The sequence below is a fragment of the Marivirga arenosa genome (assembly GCF_030503875.2).
In the GTDB taxonomy this organism is placed as follows: domain Bacteria; phylum Bacteroidota; class Bacteroidia; order Cytophagales; family Cyclobacteriaceae; genus Marivirga; species Marivirga arenosa.
The window spans coordinates 2737873-2759282 of sequence record NZ_CP129968.2; the positions used below are offsets into that span (position 1 = coordinate 2737873).

Consider the following 21410-nt stretch of genomic DNA (forward strand, 5'->3'; position numbering starts at 1 on the left):
TATTTTATTCATTTTTCTATCGAGAGCTAAAATTATAATTATAACCCAGCGTTGCTGTAAATTCAGTAAAATCGCTTGTTGCAGTTTCCCTATTACTCTGTCTATTAACCATCACTAATCCCAAATTAATATTGTGCTTCTTTTTAATTTTATAACTTCCATTCAGTCGCAGATTTAATATATTCCCTGTGTTACTATTTTCTGAAAAAGAGCTATTGTAAGAGCTAGATAAAGTCACTCGTAGTAATTTTTCTAAATAACTTTGACTGATTGATAAGGTAGGTCCTAATGTTCTACTTTTAGTATTTATCGTTTTATTTTCATTATAATTGAAAGACCCAGAAATACTGATGTTTTGAGGCACTAAACTCAAGCTATAAGCAGCATTCATTAAATAAAATTGAGATCCACTATTTTGTTCTACCCCGCCTTGTTGATCAGCAGCATCCTGAAATGATAAATTTATATTTAAATTCTGCCTTTTATCTTCACTAGATTGAATAATGAAATTACCATTTACCGAAGCATTTTGAGAAATTTGAGTATAGTTTAAGGTGTCAAGATTATCATAAGGCGTTAATTGGTTAATATCTACAAACTGAGATCTAATATTGGTAAAAGAAGTAAAGTTTGAATAGGATGTCGATAAATTAATTCTCTCGCTTGCAGCAATCCCTATGTTTACAGAACCAACAGTCCGTCTCATTGTGCTTACTTTTTCCTTATCAAGATTATCTTCCTGAACTCCAATATTTCCAGATAAATTTATCTTACCTCGAAAGAATGAAGTAGCTCCGTTAACTGTATAATTAATTAAATCATTATTAAAAAAGTAAGCACCCAATGTTCTGTAACCAGGATCAATTCTTTCAACTCCTACACCGATCGTAAATACACTTGCCTGATAATTTAGATTCGAATTGAAAGCATTATAATAACCAGTACTCACTCTTGGCTGAAATAAATTCCCTACATTATTGAAAAATTTATAGCTTTCGGGATTTATTCGACTCGTCCTAATATCTCGAGTTATACCAGATATGGCATATTCAGCTTCTAAAACAAAATGATCCAATATTTTTTTACTCCCTATTAAGCTTACTACTAAATTTTCTTCCGGTAAAATATCCTCTTCTTCCGGTACATATTCAATAGAGTTAATATCATCTTTTGCATTAAATAAAATCAAATGTAATTGATCCTGACCATCAGTATACCCTGCTTTTATTCCCCATCCCATTCTCCTGAAAGCGGGGATTCCACGATTGTCAGATGTGGAATCAGGCGGAACTGGAGCTAACAGTCTACCATACATGGCACTTACCTGCCATTTCCCGGGCCTTGCTTCAACGCCAGCTCCCAAGAAATTATGCCCACCCAGAGTATAAGGTGAAAAATTCATGCTTGAAAAACCAAAGTGACCTGTAATCCATTTATAAGTTGGATTAATACTATACTGATTAAATGGTTGTTGAAATGTTACCTGTTGATTTGAATAGGAAAATGATAATGGAACACTCCAACCGTATAAGTCAAAATTGATATTTCCACTTGCAAAAAATGAATATGGATCTCTACGAGATTCTAGTCCATTATTACCATAAAAGATTTGATTTAGTGAAACACCACCAGATACAGTGATCGGATTTTCTTTGCCTATTGACTCTAAGTTTTGCGATTTTATCTTGAGGTTTATACCCAAAGACAAATAGAACACAAGGATAAAAAATAGGTTTTTAAATGTTATACTGAACTTCAATAGGTAAAGTTTTGGCTAAAACAATTAGTTAAATAATTAACATAAAAAACAAACATAAAATGTAATGTTTAAAATAACAAAGCAATATCAAAAATTTTCATATACATAAAGGGAGACTAACATATTAATATCATATTAATGACAGTTTTACTTTGGAAAATTCTTATGATGATTAATCGCCTCAATCTGGTGCTGATGATGTTTCATATGAGAAACAAAAAATTGTAGGCATTGAATTACATTTTGTTTACCTACCGCAGGATGCATAAAGCAGAAGTGATTAATTTTATCTGTTGGGAAATCCTGCAAAAAGCTTAACAAGTCTTGATCTAACTTTTGCCATTGGTGCCCAAATTCATGAGCATCATCACTGATGTCAAGATTAGATTTATTATCAGATAATACTTTGGGTGCTTTAAATTTCTTTTTGGAATTCAAGCGATTTACTAACAGCATGGTTTTCAGTTCTGCCTTTAATCCGAGCTTTTCATCCTTACGGTTGAAATCAAAATTCTGAAGAAATTTTAAACTTAGGGATTCTGAAGTGTAAAGATGCTGCATAACTTGTAACATTGACCAGGCATTTTCACTGGGCTTGAAATTCAATTGTTCATCATTAAATACTTTTAATAAAGCATCATAATATTGTTTACCATTCTCGTAGCGCTCCCAATGTTTTTGAATTTTTGAATGCATAATTTTATAGTTTTATACTAAGCCAATTTATAGGTTTAAAATTTTATTATGAAGAATTATTTAAGACTAAAAGTCATCCAAACAGGCAGGTGATCTGAGATGTCTCCAGCTACTTTTAACACATCTGAGTCAATTTTAGAAATCTTGTTTTTATTATAAAAAATATAGTCTAACCTTTCGTAAGGATCTTCAGTATTAAATGTAAAAAATTGAGATTCATTTCTTAGATATCTATCCTTTTCAATAGCCTCTCCAATATTAGGGTCAATTAAAAATAAACCAATCGTTATTTCCTCTTCCACTATATCAGAAGCAAAGGGTGGACGACTATTAAAATCCCCAATTAATAGAGTCGGGTAATCAGAAGTATAAGACTTATAAATATTATATATTTTTTTAGCTTGTAACTCTCTTGTCTCTTTATCGAAAGCCTCTAAATGAACATTCATAACAATCAAAGTATCTGAACCTAATTGCACTTTAGTAATTTGCAATAATCGATCAAGATAAAAAGCATTATAGTAAAAAGGTGCACTAATTGGCTTTCTTAATGTGACAAATTCATTAGATAATATTTGCATTTTACTTAGAACACCTTGCCCGGACAACATCTTTCCAAAATGATTTTGAATTGGTAAATATGGAAATGGGACATAGGACTTATCCCAGTTTACAGCATAAGCCCCTTGATGAAATTTTAAATGATTTCCTAGGCTATCAAACTGATTAATATTAAAACTTCGAGAGGAATTAAAATCTACTTCTTGCAAACCAATAAAATCATAATTAGCACTATCCAAGATTTTGACAACTCTATTATAGTTGTTGGTAAAAAGAGAAGCAGATCTATCAACTGCTAGATTATTGGTCATCCCAGATAAGTAGCCAATATTGTAAGTCATTATTGATAAGGTATCGGAAGTGTGCAAAATCTCATCATCATAATTTACAACTTGGTCATATTTCTTTTCATCTGAAAAGCTTGAGCTACCCCAAAAATAAAAAACCACAAGACTAACTAATAGAAGTGCGAGTATGCCTAATAATATCTTTTTCATAAAACGATATTAATCAAAAAGAATCACATCTTATAAAAACCAATCAGATGAACATAAAAAAGCAAAATATATTGATTTAATTATTTCAAGAAATAAAAAATTAATAATTAAAATAAATCTCCGCGAAAACATTTTAGTTATAGTAATAAAACCATCTGTGAGGTTTAATTACTTGATATTCACTCCTAAGATTAGTAATATTACTAGAGTATAAAAATCAATTTGATAAATTGTAAAAACATTACAATAGGGACTAAAAATAGCCAATCACACTACTAAAACGTCTTCCAAACAATATTTTGCACAGGAATGAAAAACTAAATGATTACTCAAGTTCATAATTAAACTTATTGTTTATTAAAACAATATTAACATCTCATTATTAATAATTTATAAGACCTTAACTAATCATTAACTTGAATACTAATAAGCTGACCAAATTTTCTTCTGAGAGCATACTCAAGGGAGGCAATATGAAAATCCTTTATAAAGCGATTTAGTTTTACCGAATTTCAATCCATATCTATAAAATACAATTACTAAATACTTACAACACATACAGGAGTGTAGTAAAAAATGTATGATTAATTAATATGGGAGATTTTTGAACTCAGACTCTAGATCATATCCTATATAATTATTTTAAGAGAAGACTTTAAAAATTAATTTTTACAAAACCCTACTCCTATTCAGTAAGTTTGTAGCAACTGAACAGATATTTCCTATAATGAAAAGCTTTAGCAACATCCATAAGTACAGAGAGCATTTCGAACACCTTATCCAGATTGAAAGAAAAGCGGAGATGGATTTTCATCTTAACGAAATCTTAATGCTAAACGGCAGGCAAAGGGAACGAAAAGGAAGGGCCATATTAGGACTTAATGGTAGAGATGCTGGGACTGGAATTGGAGGTATGTATTTAGTTAAATTGGTTAAGGGTTCCGGGATCTCTGACAATGAAATTTCTAATGGGGATATCGTTATTATTTCAAAGGAGAAACCAACAGGAACAGAAGATCAAGCTACGGTAATTAGTAAGACTAAAAGAAGCATTACGATTGGGTATAATAAGACTCCCCCATATGTAGTTTATGGTAAAAATTTACGACTAGATTTATTCTCAAATGATATTACTTTTCAAAGAATGAGCGAAGCCTTAAGTGTAGCAGAAAAGAACCCTAAAATTCAAGAATTCTTAAAATCTAATATTGACTTTTTCAAAGATCCTAATGAATCAGAAATTAGTATAGAATTAGACAAAAAGCTAAATGAAAAACAAGTTAATATTGTCAAGCAAGCGAATAGCTCAAATGATATTTTTCTAATACATGGCCCTCCCGGAACTGGAAAGACTACTACCCTATCCTATCTTATAAAAGCTTTCCATAATCAGAAAAAGAAAATCTTAGTAAGCGCTCCATCGAACACTGCTGTAGATAATATTTTAGATAAATTACACTCCTTAAATATACCTTCTACCAGAATAGGGAATCCTGTAAGGATGGATAAAAATTTACTAAGCTTAAGCTTAGATGTGAAATTACAAGACCACCCAGATTTCCAACAAGCTAACAGTATTTGGAATAAAATCCAGATCTTAAAAAAAGAACAAGAAGACTATATTCCTGCTACTGGGCAAAACAGAAGAGGTCTGAGCGATCATAAAATAATACAATTAGCAAATAGCAAGAAACTGTATAGAGGTATCCATCAATCCAAGCTTAGAAAGATGGCAAAGTGGATACAAATTCAGCAACAGATTAATAAAAGTTTTGATGATGCCAATGCTTTACAAGCCAATGCTATTGAAAGTATTTTAGAGAAAAGTGATGTTATTTGTACTACGAATTCTTCTGCTGGAAGCGAGTTATTGAAGGACATTATTTTTGACATAGTCTGTATAGACGAAGCCACTCAATCCACCGAACCCGAAGTATTAATTCCTTTGGTAAAAGGAAAAAAATGGATCTTAGCAGGTGATCATAAACAACTTCCCCCTACCGTAAAAGCACAAGAAGCTGCTCAACTTAATGTAAGCTTGTTTGAAAGATTTCAATCTGAACTGCCAAAAGATAGAATGGATATTCTAACGATTCAGTACAGGATGAATAAAGAAATAATGAAGTTCTCAAATGAACACTTCTATTCTAATCGCCTTAAAGCTCATCCTTCTGTAGCTCATCATAATTTAAAAGACATGCTGGGTTTCGAACCCTATCCTTACATAGATCCTATTATAGATGATGTTTTAAAAGCATCAAAACCCATAGTATTTATCCCCTGTGAAGAAGGAGTAGAGGAGCAATTAACGGATAGTTTCTCCTATTACAATAAAGAAGAGATTAAGCTAACTAAAAAGATTACGGATGCATTACTTTCCTCTAGGCTTTTTCCTGATGATATAGGAATCATTTCTCCTTATGATCAACAAGTATCTCGCTTAAAATCAGAGATGCGAGATTATCATATTGAAATTAAATCAATAGATGGTTTCCAAGGTCGTGAAAAAGAAGTAATCATAATTAGCCTAGTTCGATCAAACCAAGAAGGAAATATAGGCTTCCTCAGGGATTATAGACGATTAAACGTTGCATTAACCAGAGCTAAAAGAAAATTGATTATAATAGGAAACCCTAACACTATCAAACAAGATAAAATGTATGAATCCTTATTAAATATGATAGGTCATGCTTAATTTGGTCACTTATGATTGAAAACATTATCCATTATAGCCTACATTTTATTGCACCATTAGGAATTGCCTACTTGTATAATAAGCAAAATTGGAAGCAAGCCTATATTGTTTTATTAGGCACTATGTTGGTGGATTTAGATCATCTACTTGCTTCTCCTATATTCGACCCTAACAGATGTAGCATTGGTTTTCACCCACTGCATTCCTTTTACGCTATTCTCATATATTTCTTTCTCCTTTTCCCAAAACGTAGCAGATTGGTCGCAATAGGATTGCTATTTCATATGTTTACTGATGGATTAGATTGCTTTTTGCAGGGCACCATTTAAAGGCTCTCAAAAGGAAATAAGAGCGGTAACAAGATAGTCGCTAAAATCCAGAAAAGAAGATTTAACATCACCCCTACCTTTGTAAAATCAGTAAACTTATAATTACCAGAAGTATAAACCATGGTATTAGTCTGATAACCAATTGGAGTCATAAAACTAGCCGATGCAGCAAAAGTAACTGCCATCAAAAATGGGGTGGGAACTAAACCTAACTGAGTACTGATAGCAATTGCAATAGGTGCCATTAAAGCTGCAGTTGCATTATTAGACATTAATTCGGTTAAAAATGAAGTAGCTAAATATAACCCACTTAAAACAATTACAGGACCAAATCCGCCTAATTGACTAATTAATCCTCCTGCTATTTTCTGATCTAATCCGGTATTACTCAAAGCCACACCAAAGCTTAAAACACCAGCTAGAAGAAAAACTATCTTCCAATTGATGGCTTTATATACCTCTCTCATGCTGAGCACATTTAACAGTACTAAAGCTACTACACCAGCCATAACTGATATCACAATATCTAGTATTCCAAAACTAGCTAAAGCAATCACAATCCCCAATATACTGGTGACTAGCATAAATTGCTTTTTATTGAAATCTACCATATGATCAGAAGATAATAGAGCAAATGGCGCGTTTTGACTCATCTCTTTTTTACGAAGTTCCTTCACATAATGAGACTTCACCTCTGCTAAAAGTACATCCCCAGCTTTTAGCTTTATATCATATAAATCTTCATGAATTACTTCCTCTCTATGCCGAATCGCTAAGGGAGATGCTCTATACCGTCTTCTAAAGTCCAATTCCGAAAGATTTTTACCATCAAATTCGGAATTAGCACTCACCACCATTTCAACTAATGAGGAACCTGTGCCTTTTAGATTATCACCCGCCATTTTTAGCGATGATCCTTCCAATACTTTTGCTCTACTTTTTAATTCCTTGATGTTTGAGAGATTACATCTCACTTTCAATACATCGCCTGCATTTAATATAAAATCCCCCTGAGGTAAATTGTATCGAGTTCCACTTCTATTGATTTCTAATATATCAATCCGTAAATCCTTCACTAAAGAACTTTCCATAATGGTTTTACCAATAGAATCTGTATTCTCTTGTAATTCTATTTCAGTCAGATATTCACGCATCCCAAATTTTTCTTCTAGGTCTTCACCATTTTTTCTGTTTTTAGGTAAGATTCGTGACCCTATCAGCATCATGTACATCGTACCAACAATGACCAATATAATCCCGAAAGGTAATAATTGGAACATTGAGAACCCTTCAAAACCAAAATCTTGAGCAATACCGCTCACTAACACATTGGTTGAAGTACCGATATAAGTACAAGTTCCTCCAAAAATAGAGGCAAATGACAATGGAATTAATAACTGAGAAGGGCTCCTTCCAGTGCTTTTAGCGATTTGAATCACTACTGGTATGAATACCGCAACAACGGGAGTATTATTAATAAATGCTGAAATAAGAGCAATTAAAAACATCATAAGAACCAAGCCAAGCCTAAAATTACGCTTAAAAATGTCTGATAATTTATAGGCAACAAATTGAAGCGCTCCTGTTTTTAATAATGCAGCACTCATTACAAACATAAAAGCAACTGTAATGGTAGCGGTATTGCTAAATCCTTTAATCCCTTCTACTGGAGTAATCACTCCCGTTATAACCAAAGCACAAATGATTACGAGTCCGATTAAATCTACCGACAGCTTTTCAGTTACAAAAAGAATGATTGCCAATAAAATAATGGCAAGAGTTGCAATAGTTTGAAAATCCATAGTTTAGGTTTAGCCAGCACAAATATAGAATGAAATTCTATAAATCTACTAAACCTATAGAGAATCAGATTTAAAGGACTTTACTTGGTTTAATTAAGAAGCTAGTTTTGATAAAAATTACTGTATGTATATATATTTAATTATACTTTATTTATTCAAAAAATATAAAATATTAGCCATTCTATCTTTTTTGATAGTCCCAATTATTATTTATATGTCTTTTTTTAGTGTTTCTAAATTTTTGACTACTTGATCTATTTCACGAGTTAAAAATAAATTGTTTCTATCTTGTCCCGTCATATCAATTGCTAAATTCCATAGATAGTCTGTTAATAATTCAATATCTCCAAGTCTAACAATAATATCATCAACATAGCGGGTATATTCTAAATAAACATTATGAGCGAATTTACTTGCTTTTTGAATATCTAAAGGGTCCCAATTTATCAAAATTATATTCACCTGTGTTTGTAGGCCATTTAATTTCTTAAGGTGATTATAGTCCACTTTTCAATTTGTTAAGCTTAAATATTGATTCCACAACGAACTCTTTCTCTTGATCATTTGTAAAAAAGAACCCTATTCGGGTTTCTTCAATTTCATAAATCAAATCTCTCAATTTCTCGTTTTCAATATCTGTATGTTCTTTTATCCCAATAGGGTCCCATTCCATTAAAATAGAATTAATATTAGATTTAATATTCATAGTTTAGTAATTCTTAAGGAAGGTAACTATTTTTCCATAATTATAGGTTCCAGGAATAGTAACTGTCACCTTCCTCATTTCTTATTTTATAAAAACGAAAAATTCCTAGAATGTCAACAATAGACGTTAACTACTGCAGAATGGTATTCTTTTTTCTTTAAAACCAGAAGTGTTCATAACAATAGGGCAAAATAAATAATACAGTTTTTCTATACAATTGATTACTTTCATCATATTCGATATATTTAGAATATTCAGCATAGACATTATGTCCAAACTCACTGGAATTATAAATATCAATTTGACCCCACTGAATTCAAATTTTGTCGATTTTGATTTGAATCTCGTTGATATATTTTAACTGATCTAAGTCTTTTTAATTGTAATTCAAAAGCTTGATGAAAGAATTTCCTTATAATTTATATTTCTCCATATTAATTGGATATTCAATTTTCCATTTATAACCAGGATATTTAAATTCATCAAGAGATGCAGGATTTTGTTTTACCTCCTTACTATTGAATTTTGATAGATACTTTTTCAAATTTTCTAATTCATCTTCACCATTTCTACCATCCCAGCTTATTTGTTCCTGCTTTTTGCTGTCATAACCAGTTAAATAGATAATGTCATGCGTGATCATAAATTGAAGAATTAGAATTAAAGCTTCAAATGTTTTCTGGAGCGTAAATCCCAGGTTTGAATTCGAAATATCAAACCAAATATTTTCTATAAAATCTCCGTCCTCCTTATGGCTCTCTGATATGATTGTTTTTACATTTTCTATGTCTGATAGATTCATCTACGGATAAAATTTAAGTTCAATTATTCCATTTCTTATTGATGGCATATTTACATCAATAATTGGTTCACCGGTCTGTCCACTAGATGAATAATTACGAAACGTAATACTATTTTTTGTTCCATTTGAGTCTCTCCAAAACAATGTCTCTCGATATTTACCACTGCCAATATTTACTTTTTTCATATGACAATTAGTAATCCTTATTTAAATTAAATCTTTTAAGCAACTCCACCCACTCTATTTTCCATACTAGGAAACAATATTCAAACTCATAAAAATAAATATGTGCTTGCTGAAGTTTTTTTGGGGTAAGATTTTCAATAAAATTTCTAAGCATATTTATTACTTCATCCGTTGATCCTTCCCACTTTACTTCTTTATCATTTTTTTTATCGAAGGCACCGTAAAGATTAGCCATATTCTCTTTGAGGATATATTCAACTAATTCGAGAAAGACATCGGTTCGTTTTGATTCAGTAAAAAATGGGTTTTCATTTGCTATTTGTGAAAACATGCCAGAAATAGAAGAACCACTAGTTCCTGGATCATCATAGCTACTTGCCAGGATATTGTATAAACCTTTTATATCTTTTGAATACATATTGTTTAAGGAAAGAATTTAAGTTCAATTCGAATATCTCTTATGGAAGAGATTTCAAATTCTATTGTAACCTCACCTGAATTTGTTGAAGACCATTTTCTAAACTGTACATACTCTCCGCCTTCCAGCTGTATATTTTTTATGGGGCCTTTAGGTGTGGTAATGGTCTTCACTTGTCTTCCTGCTGCCATATCCGCAAAAATAACTTCGGCCTCAGATGCAGAAACCCCGTTAAAGCTGTAAGCGGTTTTAGAACCATTCGCTGTTCCTAATAAATTCCTCTCTGCTATTTTCAAAGTTAATGAGGTTCTATTTGAAGCAAAAGATAAACCAGACTTCATTCTATTTACTACAGTCGCAATGGATGAAGTGTTAACTCCTATTTTAGCTAATTCTATTCCCCATTTTACACTCAATAGTCCTTTTACAGCTTGAAAAAGCACTCCAGAACCTGTTTCAATTAATGCTAATTCTATGAAAGGTTTAGCAGCTTCCGCAACTGGATAATAAATAGCAATAAAATACTCGCCCTTTAACTTTTAATAATAATCCTCTACAATAAAATTAATATCATACACCTCACCTACACTTATTCCTGGGGTATTAATCAGGTCAGTTATGTTTTGAAAGAAATCTCTTCCTTTTTGTCCATTGTGTTTAAATATATATAATAACTGTGCAGACCTTCTTTCATCAGGATCATTCAAGTTTTCGATTGTCATTTCCAGCAATTCTTTCTGATCAAGTTCTGATAATCCGTAATTAGGATCATTAGTACCCCCTGAAATTGGCGGGCCACCAATTGGAGTACCGCTTCCCCCGCCACTAGTACAGTCACATTGCATTACAAGATCATACATAATAACGTCACCTGTTATAGGTCCTAATACAGGAGATAGTACATAATAACAATTACAGGCATCAATTGAGGTAGATCTTTCATTTACAGCACTATGTGTTGAACTTTCTCCCTGAATAAATCTTTCCTCCGCCAAAATATTTCGTTCTAAATTTAATGTTCTTATTACACCTGTATAATCTTGAAAATAGCTTTCAGTGAATTCCTTTTTATCTGATTGAAATTGCAATATAGAACCATAATATTGATCCTCCCTTGGAGTCAAAAGCAAATATTCTACAGTTTGAATACTGTCAATAGGTGGTATTAGTTTGATAGTATAATTTGGATATTTCGGATTTTGTTCCGAGATCCTTCTGATGATATTTTCTACATCAAGAGTCCCAAATTCAGTGTTAAATTCAAAATTCGATGTTCTTTGATTTTCACTAGTTATCAAACTATTAACCATACTTTTAAGTAAAGTATCGCTATCTATCTTTACAGCAACATTTAAATCCTCTTTTTTGTGATAAAACTCATATTCTTCTCGGCAAGCTATAGAGAACAAGATTACTAGTCCAACTAATAATAATAATAACTTTTTCATATGCAAGGTTTGGTTTAAAATTATAAGAAGATAAAACTAATAATTAGAAATTTTTATCCCAAAAATAGAAAACCATTTTTATGAACTCATCCAAAATTTAAAGAACTTTACTTGGTTTAATTAAGAAGCTAGTTTTGATAAAAATTGAAAAGGTGAACTCTCAGATTTACGCTCACCGAATTGCTTCTTTAAAAGAATAAACTCCTTTTGGTAATTTGCTGGAAACGCATTTCTAATCGCATTAACATTTTTGATATTGCTTATTAAATCAACATCCACTCTATCATAAGGTAATCCTATCATATTGCAGATATCTTCTCCTAATAAATAGCTCATCATAGTGGTAGAAGGAAATGGAAAAGGCAATGGTTGATTTTTAATATAATTTTGGAGATTGACTGCCAGCATCTCCCCTTCTTTAGAGTACTTGAAATTACGTTGCTTTATTTTTTTCTCTAAAATAAAGGCATCTTGATTAGTATCCGGTAACCAAGCATTCTGAATACCTAGCATTTCACCTATCATATTCCAGTATTGAATATAGGTTTGAGATTCCTCAGAACTTATTGTGTAACCTAATTTTCTAAGTCCGCGAATTGCTATTAATGAAAATGAAAGATTAGTTCCAGCCATATCTTCCTGATTCACTGGATAGCCAAAGTCATCTTTCCACTTTCCACTTTTCAATAAATGGTAACGAATTGCAGCATGCATTAAACGCACTTTAGCAATACTTATAAATCCTTTTCCATTAGGTTGAAATGCTTCAGGACTACACACATCAAAAACAAACTCCGCTGTTTCAGTTAATCTTTTTTCGGGTTGCTCATATATTCTCTTTGAGAAGCTTAGCACTTTGGCGCCTTCAGCAGCAGCATAACAATATGGAAGTGAAAGCATACCTAGGCAAAGCATAACAGGTGCTGCATGCTTTAAGTAAAAGGCAGAACCATTTTCCGCTAAAACCTCATCTACCTTAGATGATTTAATATCGGAAAAATATGTAGTTAAAACATCAGGAAAATCTTTAGGAATAGCCTGATTATTATAGATCAATTGATTATATGAATTAGATTTTAGCGGATTAAACCCGGTTTCGAAGAGAATCTTTACAGTTTTATCTGCTAACTCATCGCCCTGCTTTCGAGCAAGAGCCAATTCGGTATTTGGGTATTTAAGTTTTGTAGTGCTCACAACTAACTAAACAGATAATGAGGCAAATTGATTAAATAAATTTACATAAAATCATTTTTCAATATCTCCCATCTGAATATTAAGTGCTTTTACACTAATTTGTATTTCGATAATAGATAAGAGAAGTGAAATCATCAATAGGACTAATGAAAAGCCAAATATTATACTCCCTGCCATTTGATACTCTTGATAAATCGTAAACATACTCACCACACAAAAGAATAAGGATGATATACCTAATAACTGCATATTTCTTATTAAAAGAACCCGTTTCTTTAAATTAGAAATTTGAGCTTTAATTTTCACATCATTCTCCTGCATATAGCGGGCATGTAAACTTCTAATTAGATTCGCTATAGCTAAAAAACGATTAGTATAAGCCAACAATAACAAAGAAATCGCTGGGAATAATAAAGCTGGTGTGGTTAAGGAAATCGTCATTCCATTATAAATTCATTTTCTTTAATTCTGAAACTGCATAATCAACGGCTCTAGCGGTTAGCGCCATATAAGTTAAACTTGGATTTTGACATGCTGATGAGGTCATAGCAGAACCATCGGTAACAAATACATTGGGAACTTCGTGAAGTTGATTATGGCTATTTAACATGGATGTTTTAGGATCACGCCCCATTCTGGCGGTACCCATTTCATGAATACCAAAACCAGGCACTGCTTTCATATTCACAGTCTCAATATTTTTCCCGCCAGCTACTTCTAACATCTCAGCGCCTGTTTTCATCATATCTTTTCGCATATTATGTTCGTTTTCTTTAAACTCACAATCAATATGCAAGGTAGGCAAGCCCCATTTGTCTCTTACATTTTCATTTAGGGTTACTTGATTATCTTCATAAGGCAAAGTTTCCCCAAAAGGCATAAAAGACATTTCCCAGGGACCAGGTTTTAATAAAGCATCTTTAAATTCAGCTCCAAAACCTGCTAATCGATTCCCATACCCCCATCCAGCTCGATTTCCACCTCCTTGGAAGCCATAACCTCTAATAAAGTCAGGATGTTTGCTTTTAATATTTTGAAAACGAGGCACATAAATACCATTTGGACGATAACCCGTATGATATTTATCATTAAAGTCATCAAATTGAGCCTTCACATAAACTTCAAAATGATGATCCATTAAGTGCTTTCCTAATGTTCCGCTTGTATTTCCTAAACCTTCTGGGAATCGGTCACTTTTTGAATTCAGCATAATCCAAGTAGAACCTAAGGTAGAAGCACAAAGGAATATAACTTTTGCATAATACTCATGATATTCGTTGGTTTCAGCATCAATTATTCTAACGCCTTTTGCTTTATTGGTACTATCATCCAGAATTACAGATTCTACAATAGAATTGGGCCTTAAAGTCATGTTCCCTGTAGCCGTTGCAGCGGGTAAGGTTGATGAATTACTACTAAAATACCCCCCATATGGACAACCTCTACTACACAGGTTTCTATACTGACATTTGGATCTATTATGCTTATTTTCTGTAAGGTTTGCAGTTCTACCAATAGTCATGAAACGGTCATCCCAATTCTTTTCGATAGCCTTTTTAACCTTATCCTCCACGCAATACATATCCATAGGAGGTTGGAATTTTCCATCTGGTAGTTGGGCATAACCTTCATTTCTTCCAGAAACTCCAATAAACTCTTCCACTTTATCATACCATGGGGCTAAGTCTTCATAGCGGATAGGCCAATCCACCCCTATACCATCTTTAGCATTGGCTTCAAAATCCATAGGCGACAATCTATAGCTTTGTCGTCCCCAAGTTAAGGATCTACCTCCTACATGATTTCCTCTAATCCATCTGAATTCTTTGTTATCTGGAGTAGTATAAGGATTTTCTTTATCGTTTACCCAGAAATGCTTGGTAGCCTCATCAAAGGCGTAAGTCTTGCTTTGTACGTAATATTCCTCCTGTACTTCCTGAGATTCTTTCCCCCTGTGATCAAATTCCCAAGGGGCTTTATTCATAGTAGGATAATCTTTAATATGCTCAACATTCCTACCGCGCTCTAATACTAAAGTTTTTAATCCTTTCTCGGTCAATTCTTTTGCTGCCCATCCGCCAGAAATACCTGATCCTACCACTATAGCATCAAATTCATTACTTTTTTTACTCATCCCTGAAAATAATTTCCTACCCTTAATTTTTGATTTGATTCCATAGGTTCACATCCAATTAATTGGGATGGAACTGGTATATAGTCCAGATGCTTAGTCATAATTTCTTCTGATGTGAAATATCCTAATAAAACTAGCTCCTTAAGCATTAAGAAGAAAGGCTTTTCATTAGGATCGTTTTCAAATGACAAATATTTAATTTCGCTTTGCAAGCTAAAAAGAGCATCATATTTCTCTTCATTATTTAGATCAGTGAATATCTTGCCGTTTTTCAATTCACAATTTTTTTCAAAATTATCTAAACCCTCTACAAACTGTTGCTGCTCTTTTTTATTATATACTTCAGCCACCATCTTATCAACAAAAGAATCGACTCCAACATCTAGTGCACCTGGAGTGTCCGTTTTAGGCAAAATTTGATCCGCTAAAGCCGCTATTAATAAGGCTTGTTTTTCATTAAAGAACTTGGGTTTCCATCCTAGTGGCTTTTTAGATTCGCAGGATTGAACTAAATGCATCAACAAGGGCGAAGTAGCCGCAAATCCCAATGCCAAGCCCGTTTTTTTAATAGCTTCTCTTCTATTCATTCTTCAATTTTTCGATATCAAATTTAATAATAACTAAGTTATTGTTTAGTTTCAAGAAATCAGAAATGATTTCAGTTAAAGATTTTATAAATGGTGGAATTAATCCATCAGCCTAGATAGATAAAAACTTCAAAATATTTCAGTATGAGTTCAGAATTAAAAATGGGAATGATTGGCGGTGGACCGGGTTCTATGATTGGAGATATACATAGAATAACCGCTACTGCCAGTAAAAAAGCTAAACTAGTATGTGGAGCTTTTAGCGCTACGAAAGAGAAATCATTAGAAAAAGGAAAAGATTTAGGTTTAGATGATTCAAGAATTTACGGCAGTTATGAAGAAATGATTGAAAAGGAATCACTTCTAAGTCCGGAAGACCGAATGGATTTTGTTGCCATTGTAACCCCAAACTTTTTACACGTAAAACAAGCTAAAGCTGCATTAGAAGCTGGTTTTCATGTGATATGTGACAAACCCTTGGCCTTTGATTATAATGAAGCCAAAGAATTTCAGAAAGTAGTTGAAAACACCAAGGCTCAATTTGCTATGACTTATACCTACAGAGGTTATCCTTTATTAGAAAAGGCGGAAGAATTAATTAGTTCTGGTCATTTAGGTGAAATCAGAAAAGTAAAAGTAGACTACTCTCAAGGTTGGCTTTCACAATTAATTGAAGCCGAAGGTCACAAACAAGCCAGCTGGCGAACTGATCCAGAAAAATCGGGTGTTGGCGGTACTATTGCAGACATTGGAACTCATGCATTTAACTTATTAGAATCTGTTAGTGGATTAAAAGTGAAAAGTTTAATGGCTGATGTTTCAATCCTAGTAGATGGAAGAAAAATTGATGATGACACCAATGTACTTTTAGAAATGGATAACGGAGCAAAGGGATATCTATCCTGTAGTCAAATATGCACAGGGGAAGACCAAGATTTAAGTCTTCACATTTATGGTAGTAAGGCTGGTTTAATTTGGAATCATAATGAACCCAATGAAATTACAATCAAATACCCTGATTTTAAAGAGGAAAAAATAAAAGGACTTGATCATGAATTAGGTGAATCACATGAAATTCATATCCCAGGACATTCACCATATTTTACAGAAGCATTTCAAAGAATTTACGATGGTTTTTATGACACCATCCAACATGGAAATGATAATGACAAATTCGTAAAGGCTAATATAAATGATGGCGTAAGAGGCATGCAGTTTATTGAAAAAGCAATTCAATCCTCAAGAGAAAAAAAATGGGTTATTTTTTAAAACAATTCTTATCAATCCAAACATATCATTAACTATTTATGATGAAAGATCTAATGATAAACAGATCTTACCGTTCAATAATAGATTCTAAAATTAAGGTAAAACCTAATAAGCAATTCACTGTTGTCTTTTGAATTAAAATGGTAATTTCACCTTTTTTAAAAATCTTCTTATGAAACCAAGCGTAGACCCTAATAACTTTAAATTCTCAGAAAATATTCAGGTAAGATGGACTGATTTGGATCCATTAGCCCATGTAAACAATTCAATATATATACAGTATTTTGAAATAGCTAGAGGTAGATATATGTTGGAAGCAGCTCCTAGCTGGGATTGGCACAAAGACATGTTTTTATTGGCCAATATCAATTGCGATTATTTACAGGAATTAAAAATTGGCATGCCCAAAACCAAATGCTGGGTAAGAACAAAGGAAATGGGAAAGAAGAGTTTTGTAATCGAGTACATGATCACAACTGATGATAAAAATGTTCATACTGTAGGTACATCTATTCAAGTAATGTTTGATACTAAAAGCAAAACCACAATAGAAATTCCTGATTGGCTTAGAAATGAAATAGCTTCCTACGAGAAGGAAAATACAATTAATATAAAATAGCAAGTCCCTGACTATCATCAACTGGCTAAAACTAAAAACTAGTCTAAGTCGTTGATAAACCAAAACTAATAACTATGATGATAAGAAATATAAGCATTGTAATTTTAAGTATGCTATTTTTCGCCTGTGCTGCGGAAAATGAAAAAAAGGAAAAAACTCAGAATACCTCAGAGATCATTCAAAATCCAGAAGCAATAGATACCGCTTATTTTGCTGGTGGTTGTTTTTGGTGTGTAGAAGCCTCTTTCGAACAAATTAAAGGCGTAAAAGAAGCTGTTTCAGGCTATTCTGGTGGAGAAAAGAAAAACCCTACTTATAAAGAGGTGAGTTATGGAAAAACCAATCATGCGGAAAGTGTCATGGTATTATATGATCCGAATATAATCACATACGAAAAACTACTCGATATTTTCTTTGTTGCTCATGATCCAACGCAGTTAAACCGTCAAGGACCAGATGTGGGGAAGCAATATAGATCCGCTATTTTCTACAGAAATTCTAAAGAAAAAAATATCGCGTTAAAGAAAATGAATGAATTAGCGCCAAAATTTGAAGATAAGATTGTAACTGAACTAACTCCATTTACAAAGTTTTGGAAGGCTGAAGATTATCATCAGGATTTCGAAAAGAAAAACCCTAATAATCGATATATAGTAAACGTATCTAGACCTAAAATTGAAAAGGTAGCTAAGACTTTTAAAGATATTTTGAAATAATTCTTAATTAGAAGAATTATAAAAGAAGAAAGGCATCCGCTGATTAGCGGATGCCTTTTCTATTTATGATATAACAGCTATTATTATTTTAAATCGAATCGATCTAAGTTCATTACTTTATCCCAAGCTTTTATAAAGTCTTTCACAAACTTTTCTTTTGCATCATTCTGAGCATACACTTCAGAAATTGCCCTTAGCTGAGAATTAGAACCAAATACTAAATCAACTCTAGTACCTGTCCATTTGGTTTCACCTGAGCTTCTATCTTTTCCTTCAAAAATATCATCCTCTTTGGAAGGCTCCCATTTCGTATTGATATCTGTGATATTAACAAAGAAGTCATTTGAGAGCTTCCCTGGATTATTCGTTAAAACACCATGCTTAGAGCTATTATAATTAGCATCTAATACTCTTAAACCACCGACTAATACAGTCATCTCTGGAGCGCTTAGAGTTAATAATTGTGCTTTATCAATTAGCATTTCCTCATCAGGAACCGTGAAAGCCGCTCTTCTATAGTTTCTGAAACCATCTGCTTCAGGCTTTAACCAATTGAATGATTCAATATCAGTTAATTCTTGTGAAGCATCGGCTCTTCCTGCTGAGAATGGAACCTCAACCTTATGACCTGCATCTTTAGCAGCTTTTTCAACAGCAGCACATCCGCCTAACACAATCATATCAGCTAAAGATATTTGCTTGTTGCCTGATTGAGCATCATTGAACTTCATTTGAATTCCTGAAAGAGTATCAATTACTTTTGATAATTGAGCAGGTTGATTTACCTCCCAGTCTTTCATTGGAGTTAATGCAATTCTTGCTCCGTTAGCACCACCTCTCATATCTGATCCTCTGAAAGTTGAGGCAGATGACCATGCCGTATAAACTAATTCAGAAACCGATAAACCGGATTCTAAGATTTGAGCCTTTAATTCTTTAACATCAGCATCATTTACCAAGTCATGAGTCACCTCAGGAATTGGATCTTGCCAATCTAAATCCTCCTCTGGTACTTCTGGTCCTAAATACCTTACTTTAGGCCCCATATCTCTATGTGTTAATTTAAACCACGCTCTTGCAAAAGCATCTGCAAATTCATCTGGATTTTTATGAAAATGTTCTGAGATTTTTCTGTACTCAGGATCTTCTTTCATGGCCATATCGGCAGTAGACATCATAATCCCTACTTTCATAGATGAATCTTCAGCATCAGGAGCTTTATGTTCATCCTTAAGATTTTTCGGCACCCATTGATGCGCTCCTGCAGGACTTTTTGATAATTCCCAATCATAACCAAATAGAACATCAAAGTAGCTCATATCCCAAGTAGTAGGTGTTGGGGTCCATGCACCTTCTAAACCACTGGTTATGGTATCTCTTCCTTTTCCACTTTTATACTTACTGATCCACCCAAAACCCATTTGTTCAATAGGGGCTGCTTCAGGCTCAGGACCAACTAAGGCTGCATCACCAGCACCATGTGTTTTACCAAATGTATGACCACCTGCAGTTAAAGCAACAGTTTCGTAATCATTCATGGCCATACGAGCAAAAGTCTCTCTAATATCTTTTGCAGAAGCTAAAGGATCAGGATTACCATCTGGCCCTTCAGGGTTTACATAAATTAATCCCATTTGAACAGCTGCCAATGGATTTTCTAAATCTCTTTCGCCTGTATATCTATTGTTTCCTAGCCAAGTTTCTTCAGCACCCCAATAAATATCTTCTTCTGGTTGAAAAATGTCTTCACGGCCACCAGCAAAACCAAAAGTTTTGAATCCCATTGATTCTAAGGCAACATTACCTGTTAGAATATACAGATCCGCCCAAGATACACTATTGCCATATTTTTGTTTGATAGGCCAAAGCAGTCTTCTTGCCTTATCTAAATTACCATTATCAGGCCAGCTATTGATAGGGGCAAATCTTTGATTGCCTGTTCCAGCACCACCACGGCCATCACCTGTTCTGTAGGTACCAGCACTATGCCAGGCCATTCTAATCATAAAAGGACCATAATGACCATAATCGGCAGGCCACCAATCCTGAGAAGTAGTAAGTACCTCTTCAATATCTTTTTTCAGTGCCTTTAAATCAACTTTCTTAAAAGCCTCTGCGTAGACAAAATCTTCTCCTAGGGGATTTGATTTAGATGAATGTTGATGTAAAATTCCAAGATTGAGCTGGTTAGGCCACCAATCCTTGTTCATAGTACCCTGTCCACCGATAGTAGTATTACCACCATGCATCACTGGGCACTTTCCTACATCTCCAAGATTATTCTTCATGTGTTCCATAATAAAAAAAGTGTTTAGGTTAGATTCTTTTGTAATATAGTAAGTAAAAGAATATAATGAAAATCTATAATTTTTATATAGTCATAATCAAAAGCTATAATAGTGAGTCAAGCCAGTAACCTATATAAATTATAGATAATTAATAAAAATTAAAAATATTTATAGTTTTTAATCATAAATTCAACACTGCTATTAGCTGATTGTTATAAATTATACAAAAGTGATATATATCTGATTTTATAATACAATAAAAAAGGCGATGGAATATAATTCACATCGCCTGTAAAAGTACTTTACATATAACTATTAAATAATTTCTAATACTTTCTCCGGTGGTCTACCCACCACAGCTTTATCACCATTTATAAGAATTGGTCTTTCAATTAATTTAGGTTCTGCAATCATGGCTTCTATCCATTGAGAATCAGAAAGCTTTTTACCCTTATATATCTCTTTAAAAACCTTTTCATTTTTTCTAATTAATTCTTGAGGAGAAATACCAAGTTTTTTAATTACATCTTCTAATTCAGCATGAGTAGGTTTTTCCTTTAAATATTGCTTAATATCGGGTTCAATACCTTTTTCATTTAAAAGCTTCAATGCTTCTCTACTTTTACCGCATCTTGGGTTATGATAGATTTCCATAGTTCAAAAATTTTTTAGTGGTTCATTAAAAAATAATAAAAAGAATGATT

21 protein-coding genes are annotated in these 21410 nt (G+C 33.1%); 5 read left to right on the plus strand and 16 right to left on the minus strand.

What is annotated here, in order from left to right:
- Nucleotides 1-16: 16 nt before the first annotated feature.
- From QYS47_RS11760 to QYS47_RS11770, 3 genes are all read right to left on the minus strand, one after another.
- Nucleotides 17-1759 (minus strand): hypothetical protein, encoded by a 1743-nt coding sequence (locus tag QYS47_RS11760; protein WP_322346329.1) that lies wholly within the window; start codon nt 1757-1759, stop codon nt 17-19.
- Between the two features lie 147 nt (nt 1760-1906).
- Nucleotides 1907-2455 (minus strand): DinB family protein, encoded by a 549-nt coding sequence (locus QYS47_RS11765; protein WP_322346331.1) that lies wholly within the window; start codon nt 2453-2455, stop codon nt 1907-1909.
- Between the two features lie 56 nt (nt 2456-2511).
- The gene (locus QYS47_RS11770) at nt 2512-3513 is read right to left on the minus strand and encodes an endonuclease/exonuclease/phosphatase family protein (RefSeq protein ID WP_322346333.1); all 1002 of its coding nucleotides are present in this window, start codon (nt 3511-3513) and stop codon (nt 2512-2514) included.
- Nucleotides 3514-4240: 727 nt separating this feature from the next.
- Here QYS47_RS11770 and QYS47_RS11775 point away from each other — a divergent pair.
- Nucleotides 4241-6208, plus strand: coding sequence for an IGHMBP2 family helicase (locus QYS47_RS11775; protein ID WP_322346335.1), 1968 nt, complete (start codon nt 4241-4243; stop codon nt 6206-6208).
- A gap of 11 nt (nt 6209-6219) precedes the next feature.
- Complete coding sequence (locus QYS47_RS11780; RefSeq protein ID WP_302101119.1) at nt 6220-6537, plus strand: DUF6122 family protein; 318 nt, start codon at nt 6220-6222, stop codon at nt 6535-6537.
- Here the strand turns inward: QYS47_RS11780 and QYS47_RS11785 are convergent.
- The 11 genes from QYS47_RS11785 to QYS47_RS11835 form a co-directional block, all read right to left on the minus strand.
- Nucleotides 6534-8339, minus strand: coding sequence for an SLC13 family permease (locus tag QYS47_RS11785; RefSeq protein WP_322346339.1), 1806 nt, complete (start codon nt 8337-8339; stop codon nt 6534-6536). The genes QYS47_RS11780 and QYS47_RS11785 overlap by 4 nt on opposite strands.
- A gap of 210 nt (nt 8340-8549) precedes the next feature.
- Entirely contained in the window at nt 8550-8846 is a 297-nt protein-coding gene (locus QYS47_RS11790; protein WP_322346341.1) for a hypothetical protein, read from the minus strand.
- A complete protein-coding gene (locus tag QYS47_RS11795; protein WP_322346343.1) occupies nt 8836-9045 on the minus strand; it encodes a hypothetical protein in 210 nt (69 codons plus the stop codon). The genes QYS47_RS11790 and QYS47_RS11795 overlap by 11 nt, the downstream gene beginning before the upstream one ends.
- 412 nt (nt 9046-9457) lie before the next feature.
- On the minus strand, nt 9458-9847 hold the full coding sequence (locus QYS47_RS11800; RefSeq protein ID WP_302124489.1) for a hypothetical protein: 390 nt from the start codon (nt 9845-9847) through the stop codon (nt 9458-9460).
- A 193-nt stretch (nt 9848-10040) separates the two neighbouring features.
- The gene (locus tag QYS47_RS11805; protein ID WP_322346344.1) at nt 10041-10451 is read right to left on the minus strand and encodes a hypothetical protein; all 411 of its coding nucleotides are present in this window, start codon (nt 10449-10451) and stop codon (nt 10041-10043) included.
- A 5-nt stretch (nt 10452-10456) separates the two neighbouring features.
- A complete protein-coding gene (locus QYS47_RS11810) occupies nt 10457-10894 on the minus strand; it encodes a hypothetical protein (protein ID WP_322346347.1) in 438 nt (145 codons plus the stop codon).
- Nucleotides 10895-10990: 96 nt separating this feature from the next.
- Nucleotides 10991-11899, minus strand: coding sequence for a hypothetical protein (locus QYS47_RS11815; protein WP_322346349.1), 909 nt, complete (start codon nt 11897-11899; stop codon nt 10991-10993).
- A gap of 120 nt (nt 11900-12019) precedes the next feature.
- Nucleotides 12020-13093 carry an oxygenase MpaB family protein gene (locus QYS47_RS11820; RefSeq protein WP_322346351.1) on the minus strand — a complete coding sequence of 358 codons (1074 nt, stop codon included), beginning with the start codon at nt 13091-13093 and terminating at the stop codon, nt 12020-12022.
- A gap of 51 nt (nt 13094-13144) precedes the next feature.
- The gene (locus tag QYS47_RS11825) at nt 13145-13534 is read right to left on the minus strand and encodes a DUF2721 domain-containing protein (RefSeq protein ID WP_322346352.1); all 390 of its coding nucleotides are present in this window, start codon (nt 13532-13534) and stop codon (nt 13145-13147) included.
- A gap of 4 nt (nt 13535-13538) precedes the next feature.
- Entirely contained in the window at nt 13539-15227 is a 1689-nt protein-coding gene (locus tag QYS47_RS11830; protein ID WP_322346354.1) for a GMC family oxidoreductase, read from the minus strand.
- Entirely contained in the window at nt 15224-15814 is a 591-nt protein-coding gene (locus QYS47_RS11835) for a gluconate 2-dehydrogenase subunit 3 family protein (RefSeq protein ID WP_322346357.1), read from the minus strand. The genes QYS47_RS11830 and QYS47_RS11835 overlap by 4 nt, the downstream gene beginning before the upstream one ends.
- A 144-nt stretch (nt 15815-15958) precedes the next feature.
- On the opposite strand from QYS47_RS11835, the gene QYS47_RS11840 reads away from it, so the two are divergent.
- The 3 genes from QYS47_RS11840 (at nt 15959) to msrA (ending at nt 18418) form a co-directional block, all read left to right on the plus strand.
- A complete protein-coding gene (locus QYS47_RS11840) occupies nt 15959-17083 on the plus strand; it encodes a Gfo/Idh/MocA family protein (protein WP_322346359.1) in 1125 nt (374 codons plus the stop codon).
- A 172-nt stretch (nt 17084-17255) separates the two neighbouring features.
- The gene (locus QYS47_RS11845; RefSeq protein WP_322346361.1) at nt 17256-17702 is read left to right on the plus strand and encodes an acyl-CoA thioesterase; all 447 of its coding nucleotides are present in this window, start codon (nt 17256-17258) and stop codon (nt 17700-17702) included.
- Between the two features lie 74 nt (nt 17703-17776).
- Nucleotides 17777-18418: a peptide-methionine (S)-S-oxide reductase MsrA gene (gene msrA / locus QYS47_RS11850; protein WP_322346363.1), complete on the plus strand. Its 642-nt coding sequence runs from the start codon at nt 17777-17779 to the stop codon at nt 18416-18418.
- Nucleotides 18419-18501: 83 nt separating this feature from the next.
- Here the strand turns inward: msrA and katG are convergent, their stop codons facing one another.
- Both katG and arsC read right to left on the minus strand, forming a co-directional pair.
- Nucleotides 18502-20706 carry a catalase/peroxidase HPI gene (gene katG, locus QYS47_RS11855; protein ID WP_407660333.1) on the minus strand — a complete coding sequence of 735 codons (2205 nt, stop codon included), beginning with the start codon at nt 20704-20706 and terminating at the stop codon, nt 18502-18504.
- A gap of 315 nt (nt 20707-21021) precedes the next feature.
- Nucleotides 21022-21360: an arsenate reductase (glutaredoxin) gene (gene arsC, locus QYS47_RS11860; protein WP_322346366.1), complete on the minus strand. Its 339-nt coding sequence runs from the start codon at nt 21358-21360 to the stop codon at nt 21022-21024.
- Nucleotides 21361-21410 lie beyond the last annotated feature (50 nt).

Coding starts and splice junctions, on each gene's coding strand:
- QYS47_RS11765 (WP_322346331.1), bottom strand. CDS start 2,455: ATGCATTCAAAAATTCAAAAACATTGGGAGCGCTACGAGAATGGTAAA.
- QYS47_RS11770 (WP_322346333.1), bottom strand. CDS start 3,513: ATGAAAAAGATATTATTAGGCATACTCGCACTTCTATTAGTTAGTCTT.
- QYS47_RS11775 (WP_322346335.1), top strand. CDS start 4,241: ATGAAAAGCTTTAGCAACATCCATAAGTACAGAGAGCATTTCGAACAC.
- QYS47_RS11780 (WP_302101119.1), top strand. CDS start 6,220: ATGATTGAAAACATTATCCATTATAGCCTACATTTTATTGCACCATTA.
- QYS47_RS11785 (WP_322346339.1), bottom strand. CDS start 8,339: ATGGATTTTCAAACTATTGCAACTCTTGCCATTATTTTATTGGCAATC.
- QYS47_RS11795 (WP_322346343.1), bottom strand. CDS start 9,045: ATGAATATTAAATCTAATATTAATTCTATTTTAATGGAATGGGACCCT.
- QYS47_RS11800 (WP_302124489.1), bottom strand. CDS start 9,847: ATGAATCTATCAGACATAGAAAATGTAAAAACAATCATATCAGAGAGC.
- QYS47_RS11805 (WP_322346344.1), bottom strand. CDS start 10,451: ATGTATTCAAAAGATATAAAAGGTTTATACAATATCCTGGCAAGTAGC.
- QYS47_RS11815 (WP_322346349.1), bottom strand. CDS start 11,899: ATGAAAAAGTTATTATTATTATTAGTTGGACTAGTAATCTTGTTCTCT.
- QYS47_RS11825 (WP_322346352.1), bottom strand. CDS start 13,534: ATGACGATTTCCTTAACCACACCAGCTTTATTATTCCCAGCGATTTCT.
- QYS47_RS11830 (WP_322346354.1), bottom strand. CDS start 15,227: ATGAGTAAAAAAAGTAATGAATTTGATGCTATAGTGGTAGGATCAGGT.
- QYS47_RS11835 (WP_322346357.1), bottom strand. CDS start 15,814: ATGAATAGAAGAGAAGCTATTAAAAAAACGGGCTTGGCATTGGGATTT.
- QYS47_RS11840 (WP_322346359.1), top strand. CDS start 15,959: ATGAGTTCAGAATTAAAAATGGGAATGATTGGCGGTGGACCGGGTTCT.
- QYS47_RS11845 (WP_322346361.1), top strand. CDS start 17,256: ATGAAACCAAGCGTAGACCCTAATAACTTTAAATTCTCAGAAAATATT.
- msrA (WP_322346363.1), top strand. CDS start 17,777: ATGATGATAAGAAATATAAGCATTGTAATTTTAAGTATGCTATTTTTC.
- katG (WP_407660333.1), bottom strand. CDS start 20,706: ATGAAGAATAATCTTGGAGATGTAGGAAAGTGCCCAGTGATGCATGGT.
- arsC (WP_322346366.1), bottom strand. CDS start 21,360: ATGGAAATCTATCATAACCCAAGATGCGGTAAAAGTAGAGAAGCATTG.